This is a genomic window from Arthrobacter sp. ISL-48, from assembly GCF_018613805.1.
Taxonomy (GTDB): domain Bacteria; phylum Actinomycetota; class Actinomycetes; order Actinomycetales; family Micrococcaceae; genus Arthrobacter.
On sequence record NZ_JAGGPL010000018.1, the window covers coordinates 228,667 to 248,239 of the forward strand.

The window sequence follows — 19,573 nt, forward strand, 5'->3', positions numbered from 1 at the left end:
CCCAGTTTCCCACCTTTGGGGCAGGCGGGGCACGGTCTTGTACGCGCGTGCACTGACGTTCCTGCCCAGTTGCTTCCGTGTCTTGGTCCACTACCCCGCGTGTCTGCCCGACACGCCTGTCCCAGGGGGTTGCAACTGGGCAGGAAAGAGCGGCGGGCCAAACGGAAGGCGCCGGACCCCTGGGAGCCCGGCGCCGCCGTCGTGCGTTTCTTGTGGGGCGTCCTACTTCAGGTGGTCAACCAGCTGGTCCGCGATGCCGGTGTATTTGCCGGGGGTCAGGGCGAGCAGCCGGGCTTCAGCGTCCGCTGAGAGGCCAAGGCCCTGGACGAACTCCTGCATGCGGGCAGCGTCCACTCGCTGCCCGCGGGTGAGGTCCTTGAGCCGCTCGTACGGGTTCTCCATGCCTTCGACGCCGGCAATTGCCTCGGCGCGCATGACCATCTGGATGGCCTCGCCCAGGACTTCCCAGTTGGTGTCCAGGTCCCCGGCCAGGACGTCCTCGGCAACGTCCAGCCGGTCCAGGCCCTTTGCCACATTGGAGATGGCCAGCAGGGAGTGGCCAAACGCCACTCCGATGTTGCGCTGGCTGGAGGAGTCGGTCAGGTCGCGCTGCCAGCGGGACGTCACCAGGGTGGAACCGAGCACGTCCAGGAGGCCGGAGGAGATCTCCAGGTTGGCCTCGGCGTTCTCAAAGCGGATCGGGTTGACCTTGTGCGGCATCGTCGAGGAGCCTGTGGCGCCGGCAACCGGGATCTGAACGAAGTAGCCGATCGAGATGTAGCTCCAGATGTCGGTGCACACGTTGTGCAGGATCCGATTGAAACGCGCGACGTCGGCGTACAGCTCTGCCTGCCAGTCGTGGCTTTCGATCTGTGTGGTCAGCGGGTTCCAGGTCAGGCCCAGGGCCTCGACGAAGGACTTGGCCACGTGCTGCCAGTCGGCTCCAGGGACAGAGGCCACGTGGGCGGCGTACGTGCCCGTTGCGCCGTTGATCTTGCCCAGGTATTCGGTCCGGGCGACGCGGTCCAGCTGCCGGGTCAGGCGGTGCGCGATGACGGCGAGTTCCTTGCCGAGCGTGGTGGGTGTTGCCGGCTGCCCGTGCGTGCGCGACAACATCGGAACGGCGCGGTTGTCCTCGGCCATCCTGCTGATCTGCGCAACCAGGCCGCGGGCTGCCGGCAGCCACACGTCCTCCACAGCGCCCTTTACACCCAGTGCGTAGGAGAGGTTGTTGATGTCCTCGGAGGTGCAGCCGAAGTGGACCATCGCGGTCAGATTTTCGATGCCGATGGCGGGCAGGCGGCGGCCGATGTAGTACTCCACGGCTTTGACATCGTGGACCGTGACGGCTTCGATATCGGCCAGTTCGGCCACAGAGGAGGAATCGAATTCGGTGACGATCCTGCGGAGCTGGTCTTGCTGTTCAGAGGTGAGCGGGCCCGCGCCGGGGAGGACGTTGTTGCTGGTCAGATGGATGAGCCATTCCACCTCGACGGCGACGCGGTCGCGGTTGAGGGCGGCCTCCGACAGGTAATCAACCAGGGGCGCAACGGCTGCCTGGTACCGGCCGTCCAGCGGGCCGAGCGCGATCTGTTCCGGTGATGCGGCCAGGGCCAGGCGTCCGGAGGGCGTACGGGTATCAGCTGTGGCGGCAGTTTCAGGCATGTGCTGATTGTTTCACGAACTCCTGCCGTGCCTAAGCCGGCCTCCTGCTTGTGACTCGTCCTCCCCGGCTGGCCCTTTTCGCCCGAGCGCCTTCGGCTGCCTTATTGTCCACATAGCCGACGGCGGCGCTACCGCTACCGGGCCGGCATCCGTAACGTCGGGGCTCATAGAACAGGCATCGGGTACCGAAGTGGGGAGTACGGCATGGGCATTGATGCAGCCGCCGGGGACATGGGGGCGGCCCTGGCCCGCGGCAATGAAGTCCAGCAGCTCGCGGCGAGGGTCGCTGGCTGCACGGGTCGCGTCGAGGGGGTCTTATCGGGTTTCCGCCAGATCCAGCTCCTGGACTGGCAGTCGCCCGCCGGAAGGGCATACCGAAATTCAGTGGCCCTGCAGGAGGCAGCGCTCGGGCGGGCCCGTGACCGGCTCCAGGACGCCGCATCCGCCGTGAACAGCCACGCCCGGGCGGTAGCCGAAGCCGAACCCTGCGGAAATCTGTCAGGACCGTACGGATGACCGAGGTAACCCCGTCCGGCAGCGGCGGGCCGGTCCAGGTCAGAGGCCCCGGTGAGGCTGGCAGCCTCGAAATCAGAGGCGGCGTCGGGGGAATCAGCTTCCAGTTCGAGGAACTCATGGGCGGCGCCGAGAAGCTCGATGGCCTCGCAGATGAGCTGAGTGCTGTGGAAGTAGAGGCGCGCCGGGTTTGGGAAGATCTCTGCCCCTACCAAAACGACCAACGGTCGTCCGGCACTGCTGCTGTGATGGCGGTCGGAGAGGCCCAGCGGAGCGTTCAGGCTGTCCGGCTGGAGCTGCAGCGCATCAGCAGCCAGGTGCGGGCCAGCAAGCGGGGTTACGAATTAGCGGAGGCAGCGTCCGGCCTTGCCCGGTCGGTTGGTATTTCGAGCCCCGGCGACCTGGTCACCTCGTGGGTGGACTTCTGGAGGACGGGGGTTCCTAGCGAAAGCGCCATGGAACTGGTGACGGCGAACGCACCCCTGACGCTAAGCGCCTTGCTGGGACTTTCACCTCATCATTTTGGCGACTTGATGCGGGCGGAGGCTCAAGCAGGGAGAGACCTGACTGCAGTGGGCCCCCTCGTCAAAAGCTTGGCCGAGGGCCCTCTCCCGGTAGCAAAGCCACGCCCAATTTGGGTCAAACGGGAAGAAACATCCCGAGTTGACTTCGAGGCATCCCCGGCAGGGCTGTTGGAGCGGATCAGGTTGATCGACGAGCGCGGTGACGGCTCTATCGAGGTCATTGAGGTCGAGCACGGCGGGCACAAGGCGTACGTGGTTGTCATTCCCGGCACCCAGCCCGCTGCGGAAATAGGTGGCAGCAATCCCTTTGATGAGGCGGGAATTGCCGAAGGCCTGGGATATAGCTCGATTGAAGTCAACACTGCTGTTCGCGAGGCGCTCAAAGCAGTCGGCGCGGAGCAGGGCGCTCCAGTGGTGGCGGTTGGTTACAGCCAGGGCGGAATCCATGCGATGAACCTCGCCGCCGACAAGCTGTTCCTGGATGAATACGACGTGAAATACGTGCTGACCGCCGGATCCCCTGTAGGCGCGATCGCTCCCGCCGCCGGCATAACTACCCTCCACCTGGAGCACCGGGCGGACTGGGTTCCCGGCGGCGATGGCGCGCCCAGCCCGGACACCCGGAACCGTGTCACCGTCACCATGAACAATCCGGTGTGGACGGAGTATGGAGTGGCCCCGGGAATGGGCCCCGGTCATGCGATCACAAATTATCAGGACGGGGCGCGGCTCGTTGGGGCCAGCGACGATCCCTCACTTGTCGATTCCACGGCCGTGCTGTCTGGTGTGCTCGGAGTTGGCGGCGCCGTAACAGCCACGCGGTTTACACTCTCCCGCGCGAACGCGCCCGAACCGCCCGCCACCGGCCGCATCAGCGGCCGCGGGCGCCCGGGACCCTTCCCGCAACAAGGGAAATGACGGTAATGATGATCGCGGCGAGCACCGCCGTCCAGAAGAAGGAGTCGATGCTGAACTGTACCGGAGTGTAGCTGCTGATCCACGAGGTCAGGTAGAGCATGGCTGCGTTGATCACGATGGTGAACAGGCCCAGCGTGAGGATGGTGATCGGCAGTGAGAGGAAGCTGACCAGAGGACGGACAAAGGCATTCACCACGCCGAAGATCACGCCAATGAACAGGTAGGCCAGGACAATGCCGATGGTATCGGTCCCCTGGGTCACGCCGGTCTTGGCCACGGCTGCGGTGGTGGCTGAAGTGGAGATGTCCAGGCCGGGCAGGATCCAGCTTGCAATCCAGAGGGCCAGTCCGTTGATCAGGACCCGAACGATGATAGAGCGCATGTGCCCATGCTGTCACACTGCCCTGAGCGCCGACCCGGGTGACCCCTGAAGGCCCCGTTCTCCGCTTCTGGGGAGAAGTAGGCTAGTTGGCATGACTTCATCAGAGACCCTCGCCGGGGGAATCCGTCCGCGCCCGGTTGTGGGCAGGCTTCCCCGCTACGCCGCAGGAAAGCCCCCGGTCGACGTTGCCGGGATGGTCAGCTACAAGCTGTCCTCAAACGAAAACCCGCTCCCCCCGCTCCCTGCGGTGATGGAGGCCATCGCGAACCAGACCGACTTCAACCGCTACCCGGACCCACTCAGCAGCAAGCTCCGCGGAGCGCTGGCGGAGTTCCTGGATGTTCCGGCTGAGGACATCGTCACCGGTGCCGGAAGCCTGGGCGCACTCAACCAGTTGCTGAGCACCTTTGCCGGCCAGAATGATGACGGCAAAGCGGACGAAGTGATCTACGCCTGGCGTTCCTTCGAGGCCTACCCCATCAGCGTGGGCCTGGCAGGCGCAGAAAGCGTCCGGATTCCGCTCACTCCGGATGGCCGGCACAACCTTGAGGCCATGGCGGCAGCCGTCACCGTCCGAACCAAGGTCATTCTCCTGTGTACTCCCAACAACCCGACGGGCCCCATCCTGACGACGACGGAAACTGAGCGGTTCATCCAGGCCGTGCCGTCCGACGTCGTCGTGGTGATTGATGAGGCGTACCAGGAGTTTGTCCGGGCCGACGACGCGGTGGACGGTATCGCCATGTACCGCAAGTATCCCAACGTGGTGGTTCTCCGGACGTTCTCCAAGGCGCACGGCCTGGCCGGGCTACGCGTGGGCTACAGCGTCTCGAACCCGGAACTCACCCAGTACCTTCGAGTGGCCGCCACGCCCTTCGCCGTGTCGCAGATCGGGGAAAGGGCGGCAATCGTCTCACTGGAGAACTACCCGCAGGTTGTAGAAAGGGTACAAAGCCTGGTGGATGAGCGTGACCGTGTGACGGCTGGGCTGCGGGAGCTGGGCTGGTTTATTCCGGCAGCCCAGGGCAATTTCGTCTGGCTTGATCTCGGTGCAGACAGCGCTGAATTCGCCCAGCTGGCAGGCACTCAGGGGTTGTCAGTGCGGGCTTTTGGCGATGAGGGCGTCCGCGTGACCATTGGTGAAGCGGAGGCCAATACGCGCTTCCTCACGGTGTGTGCGAAGTATACAAAGGCGCCACGCGGTTCCTAGCGCTTAACATGTAGCAGCTGCGCCACCTACTGAAGATAAAGTAAGGAGCAGTAAGCCATTATATATGCGACCAGGGGAATGCATTCCTGTAGCGGCATATATCCCAGCGACATTGCAACGCATCCGTATGCGGCAAGCAAGGAGACGGTATGGGCACCACACAACTGCCCTCCACCGAGTTCGATGGAACCGCGGTAGACGACCAGCTTGAGGCGGAAGCCGAGGCTGTCATGGGCGAGCCCCCGGCGCAGATGGTCCAACTCCTGGGCCCGGACGGGAAACTGGTGAATGATCCCGTCTACAGCGAATATGCGGAGAAACTGGATCCGGACAAGTTGCGCGGACTCTATGCCGACATGGCCAGGATCCGCCGCTTCGACGTGGAAGCTACCGCCCTGCAGCGGCAGGGACAGCTGGCCCTGTGGGTTCCGCTGACCGGCCAGGAAGCCGCTCAGATCGGTTCCGGCCGCGCCAGCCAGCCTCAGGACTACATCTTCCCCACGTACCGTGAGCACGGGGTGGCCCTCACCCGCAACGTGGACCTGGCCGAGCTGCTGCGCCAGTTCCGCGGCGTCTCGAATGGCGGCTGGAATCCCAAGGACACCAACTTCCACCTCTACACACTCGTGCTGGCAGCGCAGACCCTCCACGCAGTGGGGTACGCCATGGGCATTCAGCGCGACCAGAAGCTCGCCGCGGCGTCAGATCCCGTCTGCACCGAGCCGCCAGCAGCTGTCATGGCGTACTACGGCGACGGCGCCAGTTCCGAGGGCGATGTCCATGAGTCCATGGTTTTCGCTTCGTCCTTCAACGCGCCGGTGGTGTTCTTCTGCCAGAACAACCACTGGGCCATCTCCGTGCCCAGCACGGTGCAGACGCGCATCCCCCTGTCCAACCGGGCCAAGGGCTACGGGTTTCCAGGAGTGCGGGTGGACGGCAATGACGTCATAGCCGTGCATGCCGTGACCGAGTGGGCGCTGGACCACGCGCGCCAGGGCAAGGGCCCGGTGCTGATCGAGGCGTTCACGTACCGCGTGGGCGCCCACACCACGGCGGACGACCCCACGAAGTACCGCCAGTCCGCGGAAGAGGATTCCTGGCGGGCCAAGGATCCACTGGCCCGGTTGGAGAAGTACCTGCGCTCCGAGGGAATTGCTGACGATGTCTTCTTCGCCAAGGTCAAGGCTGACGGGGACGAGCTCGCAGCCTATGTCCGGCGAACCACCCATGACTTGGAGACCCCGGACATCCGTACTGCCTTCGCCAACACCTACGTGGAGGCCCACCCGCTGGTTGCGGAGGAGCTGGCGTGGTTCGAGGAATACAGTGCAGGATTTGCCGGCGAGCCACAGGCCGGTGAGACGCCGGCTGGGCAGGCAATCACAGAGGCAGGCAACTGATGACCACCATGACCATTGCCAAGGCCATCAATGAAGGCCTCCGCGCAGCGCTGACAAATAACCCGAAGTCACTGCTGATGGGCGAGGATATCGGGCCCCTGGGCGGCGTCTACCGCGTAACGGACGGGCTGATCGCAGAGTTCGGCCCCGACCGGGTGGTGGATACGCCGCTCGCGGAGTCCGGCATCATCGGTACGGCCATCGGACTGGCGCTGCGCGGCTACAGTCCGGTCTGCGAAATCCAGTTCGACGGCTTTGTGTTCCCGGGCTTCAACCAGATCACCACTCAGCTGGCGAAAATGCACGCCCGCAGCAACGGCAACCTCACAGTCCCGGTCGTCATCCGCATTCCGTACGGCGGCGGCATCGGTTCGGTGGAGCACCACTCCGAGTCCCCGGAGGCGCTGTTCGCCCACACCGCCGGCCTGCGAATCATCACCCCGTCCAACCCGCACGACGCCTACTGGATGATCCAGCAGGCAGTCGAATGCCAGGATCCCGTCATCGTCTTCGAACCCAAGCGCCGCTACTGGCTCAAGGGCGATGTGGATGTCGAGACCGCCGGCGCGGCCGAGGATCCGTTTAAGGCGCATGTGCTCCGCGAAGGCGCCGACGCCACCATCGTGGCTTACGGTCCCCTTGTCCCGGTGGCCCTCGCTGCAGCGAACGCCGCTGCCGAGGACGGCCGCAGCGTTGAAGTCATCGACCTGCGCTCGATTTCCCCCATCGACTTCGATACCGTTACGGACTCCGTCAACAAAACGGGCCGGCTGATTGTGGCACACGAGGCCCCTACGTTTGGCGGCCTCGGCGGCGAGATCGCGGCCCGGATCAGCGAGCGGGCCTTCCTGTCCCTGGAAGCCCCGGTGATCCGCGTCGGCGGCTTCCACATGCCGTATCCCGTGGCCAAGGTTGAGGAAGACTACCTTCCGGACATCGACCGGATCCTTGAGGCCCTGGATCGCGCCCTGGCGTACTAGGCGCGGCTCCCAGGACCTCCTTCCATTACGCTTGCTGATCGATCTTCCTGGCCAGTTCCCGCAGGCGCTTCCTGCGCAGGCCGCCGGATCTTCCGAAAACCGAGGACATCATGACTCTCAATAAGTTCAACCTGCCCGACGTGGGCGAAGGGCTGACCGAGGCGGAAATCGTCTCCTGGAAGGTCAAGCCGGGGGATACGGTCGCCATCAACGATGTCCTCTGCGAGATCGAGACCGCCAAGTCGCTCGTGGAATTGCCGTCCCCCTTTGCCGGGACTGTCACGGAGTTGCTGGTCCCCGAAGGGGTAACGATCGACGTCGGGACGGCCATCATCAGCGTCTCCGACGAGGTGTCCGGTGATCCGACGCCAGCGGACGTCCCCGCGCCGGCGTCGCCGGTCCAGCCGTTGTACGGGAAGCTCCCCGAGGCCGACGCCGAGACGTCAGGCGGCGCGCTGGCCGGCGGTCCGCTGGTAGGTTCCGGGCCCAAGGCCGACGCCGTCAAGCGGCGCGCGCGCAGGTCCGCTCAAACTGCCACAGGTACCGTGCCCGTCCCCGAATCCGTCCCCACACCTCAGGCGGCAGCAAAAACCTCATCGGGTCCCGGGGCGGATGCTGTGGAAGCGGATCCCGCAGGCCTTGTGGACAACCGTCCCACTCTGGGCGGGACCCTCACCGGCCTGGTGAACCGGGTCCTGGCCAAGCCCCCGGTCCGGAAGATCGCCAGGGACCTGGGGATCGACCTCGCCGATGTTGTGGCTACCGGGTTGCGCGGCGAGGTCACGCGCGAGGACCTGGTCAGCTACCAGGCCCAGCGCGACGCGGAACTGGACAAGGCGGACGGTTTCTGGGGCAGGGCCGGCAAGCCCCAGGACCAGCGGATCGAACGGGTCCCCGTCAAGGGCGTCCGCAAGGCAACCGCCAAGGCCATGGTGGAATCGGCGTTTGCCGCGCCACACGTGAGCATCTTTGTGGACGTGGACGCCAGCCGCACCATGGAGTTCGTCAAGCGGCTGAAGGTCTCCCGGGACTTCGAAGGCATCAAGGTGTCCCCGCTGCTGATCCTGGCTAAGGCAGTCATCTGGGCCGCCGCCCGGAACCCGAGCGTCAACGCCACCTGGGTGGACAACGTGGACGGCACGGACGCCGCCGAGATCCACGTCAAGCACTACATGAACCTGGGCATCGCCGCCGCCACCCCCCGGGGGCTCATGGTTCCGAACATCAAGGACGCGCAGGACCTTTCACTCAAGGAGCTGGCGCTGGCCCTCAACAACCTGGCCACCACCGCGCGGGCGGGCAAGACCAAGCCTGCCGAAATGCAGGGCGGGACCCTGACCGTCACCAACATCGGTGCGCTGGGAATTGATACCGGGACGCCTATCATCAACCCGGGTGAGGTGGCCATCGTGGCGTTCGGAACCATCAAGCAGAAGCCGTGGGTGCTGGACGGGGAAGTCATCCCGCGCTGGATCACCACCCTCGGCGGTTCCTTTGACCATCGCGTGGTGGACGGTGACCTTTCCGCCCGTTTTATGGCCGACGTCGCCGCGATCCTTGAGGAGCCGGCGCTCCTGCTTGACTGAGCACGCTGACAGGCTGGCAACCGTGGACAACACAGCCCTTCGGGCCAAAAACCGGACGGCCAGATGGCTGACAGAGATTTTCCAGCCCCCTGTGGTGGTGACGGTGCAGCTGCTGATCAGCCCGGTCATCGAGGCGGGCTTCCCGGGGACCGTCGGGTACGGAGCGCTGGCGGCGCTTTTTGTCTGCGTTCTTCCCCTGTTCCTGCTGCTGGGCCTGGTGAGGCTGGGTAAGGTTACGGACCACCACGTCAGCAACCGCAAACAGCGTGCACCCGTGCTGCTCATGGCACTCGTGTCGGTGCTGGCGGGGCTGCAGGTGCTGGAAGCCGTCGGCGCGCCGCGGAGCGTGCTGGTCATGACCCTGGCCATCGTGGGCGGCATCCTGGTGCTGGCCGCCGTGAGCCCGTTCTGGAAGATCAGCGGCCACGCGGCAGCCATTTCATCGTCCACCGCTATTTCCGTGCTGATGCTGGGGCCCGGGTGGCTGCCTTTGCTGATGCTGATACCGGCTGTCGGCTGGTCCCGGGTAGCGCTCCGCGCACACACGGCGGCGCAGGTAGTGGCCGGCTCACTGTTCGGATGCTTGGTGATGGCAGGCCTGTGGTGGTTGCTGCGCGGCTGGCTGGTCTAGGCAGCGTCCTGTGGCGGCCGGCCGAAGGTCTAGCCCGGCGCGTGCAGCGGAAGCTTCAATAGGCCGGGTGGGAATAGGGCCTCTGGGTCAGGGCGTGAGAACGGGCACCATGCACGGCAAGCGCCGGTGCATGGTGCCCGAGGGCCACTTAATCGGCGTCGTAGGTGTTGGCGATGTAGACGTCGCATGGAGCGTTGTGGGCCACGCTGTTCGCCACGCTCCCCAGCACCCGGCCGATGCCCCGCATCCTGCGGTTACCGACCACGATCATCCTGGCGTCCAGGCGCCCGGCCTCCTTGATGAGTGCCTCGGCGGGCTTGCCTCGCGCTGCCGAGTAGGTCACTTTGGTGTCCCCCGCCAGAGAGCCTGCAACGGTCCGGGCCACGTTCTCGGCGTCGTCCGCGTCGGAGACGATCCACTGGTCGCTGCCACTGCCAAAGACCTCCGTGCGGTCGCTGTCGAAGGCTGACACCACATGCAACGAGGCGCCGAGGGCGGCAGCCAGATCGCGTGCGGCCTCGGCGGCCTTCTTGGCGGTTCCGCTGCCGTCAACCCCAACAACAATAATTCCGCTCATCTGTGTGCTCCTTTGCTCAATGGTCATTCCTGCCAGACTCAATGCCAACGCTACAGCGCCGCGATGGCTTCCCGCAGCACGGGGGCCAAGCGGCGAACCCCTTCCGCAATGGCTTCGGGGGGCACCGCGCTGAACGCCAGCCGCAGTTTATTGGACGGCTCATCGGACGGCGTGAAGGCCGCGCCCGGGATAAACACGACGCCGGCGTCGATCGCCTTCTGCAGCAGGGGGTAAGTATCCACGCCCTCGGGCAGGGTCACCCACACGAAGAAGCCGCCTTCCGGGGTGGTCCAGCTGGTGCCGTCGGGCATGTGTTCGTCGAGGGCATCCAGCATTGCGCGGCACCTCTGGGCGTACAGCCCGCGGTAGGTCGCGATCTGACCCTTCCAGTCATACTCCCGGAGGTAAGCCGACACCAGCATCTGGTTGAGCGTGGGCGGACACAGCGTAACCGACTCGGAAGCCAGGTAGTAGCGCCGCTGGAGGTGTTCCGGAACCAGGGCCCAGCCGATCCGCAGCCCGGGCGCAAAGATCTTGGAGAACGAGCCCATGTAGATAACATCGCCCGGGTTGGACGCCCGCAGTGGTTCCAGGGGCTCCCCGTCAAACTTCAGCAGGCCGTAGGGGTTGTCCTCGAGCACCAGAATATTCGAATCGCGGCATATCTCCACGATGCGCTGGCGGCGCTCCTTAGCCAGGGTGATCCCTGACGGGTTGTTGAAGCTGGGAATGGTGTACAGGAACTTGATGTTCTTCCCGGCGGCCTGGAGTGCGGCGATTTTGTCCTCAAGCAGTTCCGGTACCAGTCCGTCACCATCCATTTCCACCGTCTCCACCTGCACCTGGTAGGCCTCGAAAGTGTTAAGGGCGCCCACGTACGTAGGGTTTTCCACCAGGACAACATCTCCAGGGTTGCAAAACACCTTGGTGGCAACGTCCTGCGCGGACTGCGAACCGGCGGTGATCACCACGTTCTGCGGGATGGCGTCAAGGATCCCTTCGGCCGCCATCACGTCGCAGATCTGCGTGCGGAGTTCTTCCATGCCCTGGCCTCCGCCGTACTGCAGCGCGGTGAGTCCCTCATCGGCGATGATCGCAGCCGCGGTCGCTGCCAGCCGGTCCAGCGGCAGGGACTGCAGGTAGGGGCTGCCGCCGGCGAGGGAAACCAGCCCGGGCCGCATGGAGATGTCAAAAACATCACGTACTGCGGACTGCCTGATGTTTGCTGCGCGATCCGAGAAGAGGTCATCGTGGCGATGGGCGGACGTGGCGGCGCGTTCGATTGCGTCGATGGCTTCGGCTGGCAGCAGCGCTGCTGCCGTATCAAGTGTTTCGTAAGTCACACGCTCAGGATACAACCGTGTGTTGCCCTTTAGGCAACCTTTGTTGATATGTGGTGCACCTGCTCGCCCCGTGACTTTACGTCGGCATGCTCAGGGACTGGAATGGAGCAATGACAACGCCAACGCACGCCGCCTCCAACGCAGCCGCCTTCCATGCCCTCCATCAGGCCGGCACTCCGCCCCTGGTCCTGGTCAACGTGTGGGACGCCGCATCCGCCAGACTCGTGGAGGAGGCCGGGGCCAGTGCCCTTGCCACCTCCAGCTCGGCGATTTCCTGGAGCCTGGGCTTCCCTGACGGCAATAACCTCCCCCGAACACTGGCGATGGACGCGCTGAAGAGGATCGTCGCCGCTACCGGCCTCCCGGTGACGGCTGACATCGAAACCGGCTACGCAGGCAGCGGAAGTGACTATGCCACAGGACTCCTCCGGGACACGGTGCTGGCGGTGCTCGACTCCGGCGCAATCGGTGTCAACTTCGAGGACTCAGGCGACCAGCCCCTCACCGGGGTGGACGAACAGTGCCGGCGCCTGAACCTGATCAGGAAGACCGCGGCGTCGGCCGGCGTCGACCTTTTCATCAATGCCCGCATTGACACCTACCTGTCCGGGAATTACCCGGAGCAGGCCTTCGAGGAGACCGTTCGACGTGCGGAGGCCTACTTGGCGGCAGGGGCCAGCGGCATCTTTGTGCCGGGGGTGACTGACCTGCACATCCTGCACGAACTGTCGCGCCGGATTGACGCGCCGCTGAACGCGCTCGCCGGACTGGGGGCGCCATCTGTGAGTGAACTGCACGACGCCGGCGTGCAGCGCATCAGCATCGGCGGCAATACTGCCAAGGCCGCGTATACAAAAGTGTCAAAGGTGGCAGGCGGGGTGTTGGGCGGCGGCAACTGGTCCGAGCTGGCGGGGGCCCGGAGCCACGCAGCCATGGACGCGCTTTTCGAGAGCTAAGCGCAGGGGTTTATCTGAGGCTCAAGGCCTCGGTCAGGGCAACCCCGTTAACATAGATGTCAGCCCGGATGGCTTCTACGGAGGCCACCGCGGTCTGGGTGAGCTGTGCTTCCACCCGCGGGACATCACACACCCCGCCCGGCCGGATGGTGCCGGACAGATAGACCGTCACCGTGGTGCCATCGAAGCTGCCGGAGAGGAACTTCAGCGTTGAAGCCTGCAAGGAGTTGTAGGCGTCACCCGCTGGGGGCTCAGCGCCGTCCAGGAGGGCGCCCATTGCCGCACGCAGCGGCTCCGTGGAGCCGGCGGCGGGCAGGTGGACACCCACCAGGCTGTCATTGCAGCCAAAGCGCACACCGCCGCTGCCCCCGTCATCCAGGAGCACGTAGTAGGCGGTGACCGTCTTGGTCCCGCCGACGTTGCCCGGGGCAGGAGTGGCAGGCGGCGGCGGAGGAGCCGATGTAGCATTCGCGCCGGATACAGGGGCGGTGCCCGGGACGGCGGCCTCGGCCTGGCCGGCGCCGCCAGCTCCACCGGTGCCCTGGTCTGGCGTGGCAGGACTTTCCGGCGACGCGCTGGGCGTGGTAGCGGGGAGGGGGCCGGGATCAGGAGCATTGTCCGTTGAGGATCCGGCCGGTGGTGCCGGCTGGGGGGCGGGGGCTGCGGCGTCCTCGGGTGTTGCTGCCTGTCCGCCCGCTACCGTACCAGTTGGAGACCCCGGCCCGACGGTGCACGCTCCGAGCCAGAGCGGAAATACCAGCGCTACCGCTGCCGCCGCCGTCATCCTTGCTCCAGCACTCCGCCTGCTTGCCATGCCTGCACCGCATTCCTGTCCCGGTACGTTCCGTTCATTAACGTTACGGCGATCCGAAGCGGCAGAGAATGCCGGGCTGGTACCGGTTGGGACAAGAGTTGGTCACACTTCCCCATAACAAGCCAGGGCCGTTCACGGGGAGATAACAAACGCCCCGGGTACCTTGCGGTTCCCGGGGCGTTTGGACCTCGGCTGGTCTCAGGCGACGGACCGGACGGCGGCCAAGGCGTCAAAGACGCCCTTGATTTGCTCAACAACCTCGGCATCATCCTTCGGGTGCAGTTCCGCAAAGCGGACCATCGAGCCCGGAACGGCCAGCTTGACGTCTTCGAGGACCTGGGCGCCGGCGATGCCAGCTGCCTTGCGCGCTTCGTCCTGGGCCCACACCCCGCCGAACTGGCCAAACGCGGTGCCAACGACGCCGGTCGGCTTGCCAGCGAGGGCGCCTGCCCCGAACGGGCGGGACAGCCAGTCGATGGCGTTCTTCAGCGAAGCCGGCACCGTGCCGTTGTGCTCGGGGGTGACGAGGAGCAGCGCGTCGGCTTCGTTCGCTGCTGCACGCAGGGCGGCGGCAGCTGGGGGGACCTGGCCGTCAACGTCGAGGTCCTCGTTGTAGAACGGGATGTTGCCCAGGCTTTCGTGGATGACCACGTCAATCTGTTCCGGAGCGTTCAGCTGGATTGCCTCGGCAAGTTTCTGGTTGGTGGAATCGGCGCGGAGGCTGCCGACGAGGGTGAGTACGGTGCTCTTGGACATAGGAACTCCTTGGGTCGGGCTGCGGCGGACCGCGAACCAGTTGAAGTGTGGAGGCAATTGACGCCTTCACCACACTAAACGGACTACGGTCCGGATGTTATTCCCGGGGTCTAGAATATGGGATGTGAGGTTCATCCCGTTGGAGCCCGGATCACTATCCGGCGCTTCCCCTGAACGCAGAGATGCTGCCCGGAACCGGGAGCGCCTGTTGGAAGCAGCCCGAAGGCTCATCGAGGAATGCGGGGCACACGCGCTCACCATGGACCGGCTTGCCGAAACTGCCGGGGTGGGCAAGGGAACTGTTTTTCGGAGGTTCGGCAGCCGCGCAGGCCTGATGGTGGCGTTGCTGAGCGATGCGGAGGCCGATTTCCAGGGCCGCTTCATGTTTGGTCCGCCCCCGCTGGGCCCCGGCGCGCCGGGCCTGGACCGGCTGATCGCCTTCGGGGCCCAACGGATCGCCTTCGTGCTGGAGTACGGGGATCTCGCGCGGGCAGCGGAGGCCTCTGGCCCCAACCGGTTTGAGGTCCCGGCTGTGGTGCTATGGCACCGCCACATAGAGTACCTTCTCCGCGAGGAAGGGATGGACGCGGATCCCTGGTTGATGGCCACGTCCCTCAGCGCCGCCCTGGACCCCGAACGGCTGTTGCATGCGGTCCGCGTTCACGGCGTCACTCCGGAGCGGCTGGCCGATTCGTGGCGGGAGCTTGTCACACGGGTCGTACGAGGCGGTTAGACAGCGGGGAATCCGGGAAATCTGCCAGTCAAATCAACTACACGAAACTATTCATAACGATTCCGTACTGGACTTGTGATTTTCGCCCATTATCGCGCTTATTGACAGGATTTGTGTGGTAATTTCCTCTGGAATGTGACCCGCACCATAGTCCACCAGGAACTAGCCTGCAAAGGCCGCGGGAGACCAGCTACCCGCTGGTGCACAATCCCGAGTGGTGACGCAACCCCCGCCGCCCGGGAAGACGGAAGGATCAAGCGCGTGAATGTTGTTAAGCTCAACACCCCGACGCCACAGCATCGGGCCCACTTGCGGTATCCGGGCAGATTCCTGGCGGCGACGATACAGAAGTAGCCGCCACATGCTTAAGTACCTCGCCAAGCGCGGCATCACGTATGTCTTCATGATCTTCCTGACCACCTCCGCCGGGTACTTCCTGGCTGTCACTTCCCTCAAGCCTGCACTGTTGGAACAGGAGCGGATCCCTCGCCCCACACCCGAGCAGGTTGCCAACTCCATGCGCTTGAAAGGCCTGGATCCCGGCCTCAGTCCCTGGGAACGCTACGTCGATTGGCTCACCGGCATCGTAACCCGTTGGGACTGGGGCCGCAGCCCTAACGGGGCGTACATCAACGCTGAATTCGGCGACCGTGTGTGGATCTCAACCCGGCTCTTTTTGGGAGCCATCATCCTGACGCTCGTCATCGGCGTTGCCCTTGGCGTCTACTCGGCCGCCCGGCAGTACAAGTACCAGGACCGGATCATCACGTCCTACAGCTACCTCGCCTATATCGTGCCTGCACCCATCGCCTACTTCCTGGTCCAACTGGGCGCCATCAATGTCAACGAGACGGTGGGAGAACGCATCTTCTTTGTCACGGGCATCTCCACCCCCGGAATGGAACCCGGTTGGCCGCAATTCGTCGACATGCTGGCGCATTACGCGGTGCCCACCATCGCCATCACCCTGGTGGGATGGGGTTCCTACCAGATCGCCCAGCGGCAGTACTTGTTGGACAACGTCAATGCCGACTTTGTCCGCACAGCCCGTGCCAAGGGACTCACTCGCAACCAGGCCATCACGCGGCACGCCCTCCGGGTTTCGTTCATTCCCGTGGCCCAGAGCATCGCCTTCACGATTCCGGCCATTTTTGCCGGCGGCTTCTTCGCCGAGAAAATCTTCGCCTGGCCGGGCGTCGGCTCCTGGAGCATTGACGCCATCTCGTTGCAAGACGTCAACGCCGCGACGGCCACCCTGGCCTACGGTTCAGTCATTTTCGCCCTCGGCGCCATCCTGGCCGACTTCGCCACGACGCTTGTCGACCCGAGAGTGCGGGTGCAGTAGCCATGACAAACCTCAATGCAGTGGATGCCGCGGCCGTCGCAGAGGAGGCGCACCTCCAAAACGCCGATGTGGTGATCGGGAAATCCACCATCATCTTCCGCCGCTTCATGCGCAACAAGACCGCCGTGGCCGGCCTCGTGGTCTTCCTGGGACTTACCGTCTTCTCCTTTGTGGGCGGGTTCTTCACTCCCTGGGACAAGGAGACAATCGACCCCTTCAACATCGCCATGCCGCCGTCGGGAGAACATTTCCTGGGCACTTCACAGGCGGGCATCGATCTCTATGCCATGACCGTGGAGGGCACCAGGATCTCCATCCTGATCGGGCTGATCGTTGGACTTGTTTCGGTGCTGATCGCTGCGGTTTACGGCTGCACCATGGCCTACTTCGGCGGCAAGGTGGACAAGGTGATGCTCTTCGTTCTCGAAGCGCTCATCATGATGCCGGCACTGCTAGTGGTTGCCGTGGCCACCAGCGGTGGCGGTGCTGGGCTGAAAAGGGACCTCCCCAGCTGGCTGCTACTGATTATCGTTCTGCTGGTCTTCAGCTGGATGGGCACCGCCCGGCTGATCCGCTCCCTTTCCATGTCGCTCATGCAGCGGGACTACGTCAAAGCCGCCCAGTACATGGGGGTGCCGCCACGCAGGATCGTGTGGCGGCACCTGGTCCCCAATATCGGTTCGCTGCTGGTTCTGGACATCACCCGCGGCGTCACCGGCGCCGTCCTCGCTGAAGTCGCCTTCTCCTTCATCGGCATAGGCATCAAGGTGCCGGACGTCAGCCTGGGCGTCCTGATCGGCAGCGCCACCTCCCAGGTTCAGACCTTCCCGTGGATGTTCTGGGTGCCGCTGACAGTGATGTTCCTGCTGACAGGGTCCCTTGCCATGATGAATGACGGCCTGCGGGACGCGTTCGACCCCAGCTCCAGTTCCATAGGAAGCGCCAGGAAAAACAGCGCAAAGAAGAAGCAGGCATGAGCAGCGAAACGTACCTCGAACCGGCGGATTCCAGGCCCTCCCCGGCTGACCGCCTGCACATTGCGGGCCTGGACCGATCCCTTCCAATGGACGGTGCCGTCCTTTCCGTTCGGGACCTGAACGTCCGGTTCAATACCGAAAACGGCCTGGTGCACGCGGTCCGCGGAGTGGATTTTGACCTGATGCCGGGCAAGACACTGGGCATCGTGGGGGAGTCAGGGTCAGGAAAGTCGGTGACGTCGCTCGCCATCATGGGCTTGCTGCCCACCACGGCGGACGTCAGCGGCTCTGTGATGCTCAAGGGCAAGGAGCTGTTGGGCCTCAACGATAAGGCCATGTGCGCCTACCGCGGCAACGACATAGCGATGGTGTTCCAGGACCCGCTGTCGTCCCTCACTCCGGTGTACACGGTTGGCGCCCAGATTACCGAGGCCCTGACCATCCACAACCCGACGATGAGCAAGCAGGCCAAAGAAGCCCGCGCCGTCGAACTTCTGTCCATGGTGGGCATCCCCAGCCCGAAGGACCGCCTCAGGGCCTTCCCCCACGAGTTCTCCGGCGGCATGCGCCAGCGGGTGATGATCGCGATCGCGATCGCCAACAACCCCCGGGTACTGGTCGCGGACGAGCCGACGACGGCCCTCGACGTCACCATCCAGGCCCAGGTGCTGGAGGTGCTGCACACCGCGCAGGAGGAAACGGGCGCCGCCGTCGTGATGATCACGCACGATCTGGGTGTGGTGGCCGGCATGGCCGACGACATCATGGTCATGTATGCGGGCAAACCGGTGGAAACCGGGGGAGTGGATGACATTTACTACAACCCGCGAATGCCGTACACCATGGGACTGCTCGGGGCAGTGCCCCGGGTGGATGTGGCCGAGAAGGCCTCGCTGGTCCCGATCGAGGGCATCCCGCCTAACCTGGTCCGCACCCCCACGGGCTGTTCCTTTGCGCCACGGTGCCCCCTGGTCTCGGAGGCATGCCTGAACGGTGAGCCGGCTCTGGCGCCCGTCCCGGGAGGGGCCCTTCACCGTGCGGCCTGCATCAAGTCCGCTTCCCTGGGCGCAGACGTGGACGTCCACGAGGTCTTCTCCGCGCCGCCGCGGCCGGAATCCCGGTTTGATCTCATCCCTCGCGAGGAACGCCGCGCTGTCCTCCAGCTCAAGGATGTCCGCAAGCATTTCCCTTTGACCAAGGGCGCCCTCCTCAAACGGCGGATCGGCACGGTGAAGGCCGTGGACGGCCTGAGCTTCGACATCCGCGAGGGCGAGTGCTTCTCGATCGTTGGGGAGTCCGGCTCGGGCAAAACCACCACTCTCCTGGAAATCATGGAATTCCATAGTGATCAGGACGGGGAGGTGGTCATCGGCGGGATCAGCAACAAGGACGCAGCCGACGCCAAGACCAAAAGTGCCATGCGCAAGGAACTGCAGATGGTCTTCCAGGATCCCACCGGTGCCCTTGATCCGCGGTTCACGGTATACGAGGTCCTGGCGGAACCGCTGCAGAACGCCGGCCTCGCCAAGCCGGCCATCCGAAAGCGGATCATGGAGCTGATGGAGCTCGTGGGCCTGCAGCCGGACCACGTCAACCGCTTCCCCAACCAGTTCTCCGGCGGCCAGCGGCAGCGCGTTGGCATAGCCCGGGCCCTGGCCGTAAACCCGAGGCTGGTGGTGCTGGACGAGCCCGTGTCCGCCCTGGACGTCTCCGTCCAGGCAGGCGTCATCAACCTCCTGGACAAGCTCCGCGCAGAACTGGGCCTCAGCTACCTCTTGGTGGCGCACGATCTTTCCGTGGTGCGTCACATATCCAACCGCGTGGCGGTCATGTACTTGGGCAAGATTGTGGAGATCGGCGAGGTGGACCGGGTCTTTGACAATCCGCGCCATCCCTACACACGAGCTTTGCTGTCCGCCATTCCGGTGCCGGATCCGCATCTGGAACGCACACGCGAACGGATCATCCTGCAAGGAGACCTGCCATCTCCTTTGGAGGCGCCCAAGGGCTGCAACTTCGCCACCCGCTGCCCCGTCTTCGCCGCCCTGCCTGCGGCCAAGAAGGAACAGTGCCTCACCCTGGAACCGCCCCTGGAATACGATCCGCCGTCAGCCGCAGCCCAGGCGCTCGAGGCAGGACCCGTACCGGCTCCGGACCAGCAATTCGCCTGCTTCTTCCCCGATGGCGAACTGGACGAGGACATGCTGGTGGTCCATGAAACGGCGGACCACGATGCACCGTAGATTTTTTCGACCCATCACAA

At 64.6% G+C, this 19,573-nt stretch carries 18 protein-coding genes; 12 read left to right on the plus strand and 6 right to left on the minus strand.

From position 1 onward, the window contains the following. Nucleotides 1-222: 222 nt before the first annotated feature. Nucleotides 223-1,665 carry an adenylosuccinate lyase gene (gene purB / locus J7E83_RS16140; protein ID WP_214964224.1) on the minus strand — a complete coding sequence of 481 codons (1,443 nt, stop codon included), beginning with the start codon at nt 1,663-1,665 and terminating at the stop codon, nt 223-225. Nucleotides 1,666-1,869: 204 nt separating this feature from the next. Between purB and J7E83_RS16145 the strand changes: the two genes are divergently transcribed. Further along, complete coding sequence (locus J7E83_RS16145; protein WP_214964226.1) at nt 1,870-2,181, plus strand: WXG100 family type VII secretion target; 312 nt, start codon at nt 1,870-1,872, stop codon at nt 2,179-2,181. Next, entirely contained in the window at nt 2,178-3,620 is a 1,443-nt protein-coding gene (locus J7E83_RS16150) for a PE-PPE domain-containing protein (RefSeq protein ID WP_214964229.1), read from the plus strand. Before J7E83_RS16145 ends, J7E83_RS16150 begins: the two co-directional genes overlap by 4 nt. On the opposite strand, the gene J7E83_RS16155 is transcribed toward J7E83_RS16150, so the two are convergent. Beyond that, nucleotides 3,574-4,002: a phage holin family protein gene (locus tag J7E83_RS16155; RefSeq protein ID WP_214964232.1), complete on the minus strand. Its 429-nt coding sequence runs from the start codon at nt 4,000-4,002 to the stop codon at nt 3,574-3,576. The genes J7E83_RS16150 and J7E83_RS16155 overlap by 47 nt on opposite strands. Before the next feature lie 91 nt (nt 4,003-4,093). On the opposite strand from J7E83_RS16155, the gene J7E83_RS16160 reads away from it, so the two are divergent. The 5 genes from J7E83_RS16160 to J7E83_RS16180 all read left to right on the plus strand — a co-directional run bounded on the left by J7E83_RS16160 (nt 4,094) and on the right by J7E83_RS16180 (nt 9,809). Further along, the gene (locus J7E83_RS16160) at nt 4,094-5,212 is read left to right on the plus strand and encodes a histidinol-phosphate transaminase (RefSeq protein ID WP_214964235.1); all 1,119 of its coding nucleotides are present in this window, start codon (nt 4,094-4,096) and stop codon (nt 5,210-5,212) included. Between the two features lie 149 nt (nt 5,213-5,361). After that, nucleotides 5,362-6,612, plus strand: a complete 1,251-nt coding sequence (gene pdhA, locus J7E83_RS16165; protein ID WP_214964238.1) for a pyruvate dehydrogenase (acetyl-transferring) E1 component subunit alpha — start codon at nt 5,362-5,364, stop codon at nt 6,610-6,612. Next, the gene (locus tag J7E83_RS16170) at nt 6,612-7,592 is read left to right on the plus strand and encodes an alpha-ketoacid dehydrogenase subunit beta (protein ID WP_214964241.1); all 981 of its coding nucleotides are present in this window, start codon (nt 6,612-6,614) and stop codon (nt 7,590-7,592) included. Before pdhA ends, J7E83_RS16170 begins: the two co-directional genes overlap by 1 nt. Before the next feature lie 110 nt (nt 7,593-7,702). Next, nucleotides 7,703-9,178, plus strand: coding sequence for a dihydrolipoamide acetyltransferase family protein (locus J7E83_RS16175; RefSeq protein ID WP_214964244.1), 1,476 nt, complete (start codon nt 7,703-7,705; stop codon nt 9,176-9,178). Then, on the plus strand, nt 9,171-9,809 hold the full coding sequence (locus tag J7E83_RS16180; protein WP_251043936.1) for a phosphatase PAP2 family protein: 639 nt from the start codon (nt 9,171-9,173) through the stop codon (nt 9,807-9,809). Before J7E83_RS16175 ends, J7E83_RS16180 begins: the two co-directional genes overlap by 8 nt. A 148-nt stretch (nt 9,810-9,957) precedes the next feature. On the opposite strand, the gene J7E83_RS16185 is transcribed toward J7E83_RS16180, so the two are convergent. Together J7E83_RS16185 and J7E83_RS16190 are read right to left on the minus strand one after the other, a co-directional pair. Continuing rightward, a complete protein-coding gene (locus tag J7E83_RS16185) occupies nt 9,958-10,386 on the minus strand; it encodes a universal stress protein (protein WP_214964247.1) in 429 nt (142 codons plus the stop codon). Nucleotides 10,387-10,436: 50 nt separating this feature from the next. Then, nucleotides 10,437-11,729 (minus strand): PLP-dependent aminotransferase family protein, encoded by a 1,293-nt coding sequence (locus J7E83_RS16190; RefSeq protein ID WP_214964250.1) that lies wholly within the window; start codon nt 11,727-11,729, stop codon nt 10,437-10,439. Between the two features lie 110 nt (nt 11,730-11,839). Here J7E83_RS16190 and J7E83_RS16195 point away from each other — a divergent pair, with 110 nt between their 5' ends. Further along, on the plus strand, nt 11,840-12,685 hold the full coding sequence (locus J7E83_RS16195) for an isocitrate lyase/phosphoenolpyruvate mutase family protein (protein WP_214964254.1): 846 nt from the start codon (nt 11,840-11,842) through the stop codon (nt 12,683-12,685). A gap of 10 nt (nt 12,686-12,695) precedes the next feature. Here the strand turns inward: J7E83_RS16195 and J7E83_RS16200 are convergent, their stop codons facing one another. Then, nucleotides 12,696-13,469 (minus strand): GerMN domain-containing protein, encoded by a 774-nt coding sequence (locus J7E83_RS16200; RefSeq protein ID WP_214964257.1) that lies wholly within the window; start codon nt 13,467-13,469, stop codon nt 12,696-12,698. 228 nt (nt 13,470-13,697) lie between these two features. Continuing rightward, nucleotides 13,698-14,255 carry an NAD(P)H-dependent oxidoreductase gene (locus tag J7E83_RS16205; protein ID WP_214964260.1) on the minus strand — a complete coding sequence of 186 codons (558 nt, stop codon included), beginning with the start codon at nt 14,253-14,255 and terminating at the stop codon, nt 13,698-13,700. A gap of 124 nt (nt 14,256-14,379) precedes the next feature. On the opposite strand from J7E83_RS16205, the gene J7E83_RS16210 reads away from it, so the two are divergent. The 4 genes from J7E83_RS16210 to J7E83_RS16225 all read left to right on the plus strand — a co-directional run bounded on the left by J7E83_RS16210 (nt 14,380) and on the right by J7E83_RS16225 (nt 19,553). Next, on the plus strand, nt 14,380-14,988 hold the full coding sequence (locus tag J7E83_RS16210; protein WP_311379735.1) for a helix-turn-helix domain-containing protein: 609 nt from the start codon (nt 14,380-14,382) through the stop codon (nt 14,986-14,988). A gap of 361 nt (nt 14,989-15,349) precedes the next feature. Next, nucleotides 15,350-16,333, plus strand: coding sequence for an ABC transporter permease (locus tag J7E83_RS16215; RefSeq protein WP_214964266.1), 984 nt, complete (start codon nt 15,350-15,352; stop codon nt 16,331-16,333). A gap of 2 nt (nt 16,334-16,335) precedes the next feature. Beyond that, nucleotides 16,336-17,310 (plus strand): ABC transporter permease, encoded by a 975-nt coding sequence (locus J7E83_RS16220; RefSeq protein WP_214964269.1) that lies wholly within the window; start codon nt 16,336-16,338, stop codon nt 17,308-17,310. After that, nucleotides 17,307-19,553, plus strand: a complete 2,247-nt coding sequence (locus J7E83_RS16225; protein ID WP_214964272.1) for an ABC transporter ATP-binding protein — start codon at nt 17,307-17,309, stop codon at nt 19,551-19,553. The genes J7E83_RS16220 and J7E83_RS16225 overlap by 4 nt, the downstream gene beginning before the upstream one ends. Nucleotides 19,554-19,573 lie beyond the last annotated feature (20 nt).

Bases quoted from the DNA above. Each gene is read 5' to 3' on its own strand.
- purB (WP_214964224.1), bottom strand. From the start codon at position 1,665: ATGCCTGAAACTGCCGCCACAGCTGATACCCGTACGCCCTCCGGACGC.
- J7E83_RS16145 (WP_214964226.1), top strand. From the start codon at position 1,870: ATGGGCATTGATGCAGCCGCCGGGGACATGGGGGCGGCCCTGGCCCGC.
- J7E83_RS16150 (WP_214964229.1), top strand. From the start codon at position 2,178: ATGACCGAGGTAACCCCGTCCGGCAGCGGCGGGCCGGTCCAGGTCAGA.
- J7E83_RS16155 (WP_214964232.1), bottom strand. From the start codon at position 4,002: ATGCGCTCTATCATCGTTCGGGTCCTGATCAACGGACTGGCCCTCTGG.
- J7E83_RS16160 (WP_214964235.1), top strand. From the start codon at position 4,094: ATGACTTCATCAGAGACCCTCGCCGGGGGAATCCGTCCGCGCCCGGTT.
- pdhA (WP_214964238.1), top strand. From the start codon at position 5,362: ATGGGCACCACACAACTGCCCTCCACCGAGTTCGATGGAACCGCGGTA.
- J7E83_RS16170 (WP_214964241.1), top strand. From the start codon at position 6,612: ATGACCACCATGACCATTGCCAAGGCCATCAATGAAGGCCTCCGCGCA.
- J7E83_RS16175 (WP_214964244.1), top strand. From the start codon at position 7,703: ATGACTCTCAATAAGTTCAACCTGCCCGACGTGGGCGAAGGGCTGACC.
- J7E83_RS16185 (WP_214964247.1), bottom strand. From the start codon at position 10,386: ATGAGCGGAATTATTGTTGTTGGGGTTGACGGCAGCGGAACCGCCAAG.
- J7E83_RS16195 (WP_214964254.1), top strand. From the start codon at position 11,840: ATGACAACGCCAACGCACGCCGCCTCCAACGCAGCCGCCTTCCATGCC.
- J7E83_RS16200 (WP_214964257.1), bottom strand. From the start codon at position 13,469: ATGACGGCGGCGGCAGCGGTAGCGCTGGTATTTCCGCTCTGGCTCGGA.
- J7E83_RS16205 (WP_214964260.1), bottom strand. From the start codon at position 14,255: ATGTCCAAGAGCACCGTACTCACCCTCGTCGGCAGCCTCCGCGCCGAT.
- J7E83_RS16215 (WP_214964266.1), top strand. From the start codon at position 15,350: ATGCTTAAGTACCTCGCCAAGCGCGGCATCACGTATGTCTTCATGATC.
- J7E83_RS16220 (WP_214964269.1), top strand. From the start codon at position 16,336: ATGACAAACCTCAATGCAGTGGATGCCGCGGCCGTCGCAGAGGAGGCG.
- J7E83_RS16225 (WP_214964272.1), top strand. From the start codon at position 17,307: ATGAGCAGCGAAACGTACCTCGAACCGGCGGATTCCAGGCCCTCCCCG.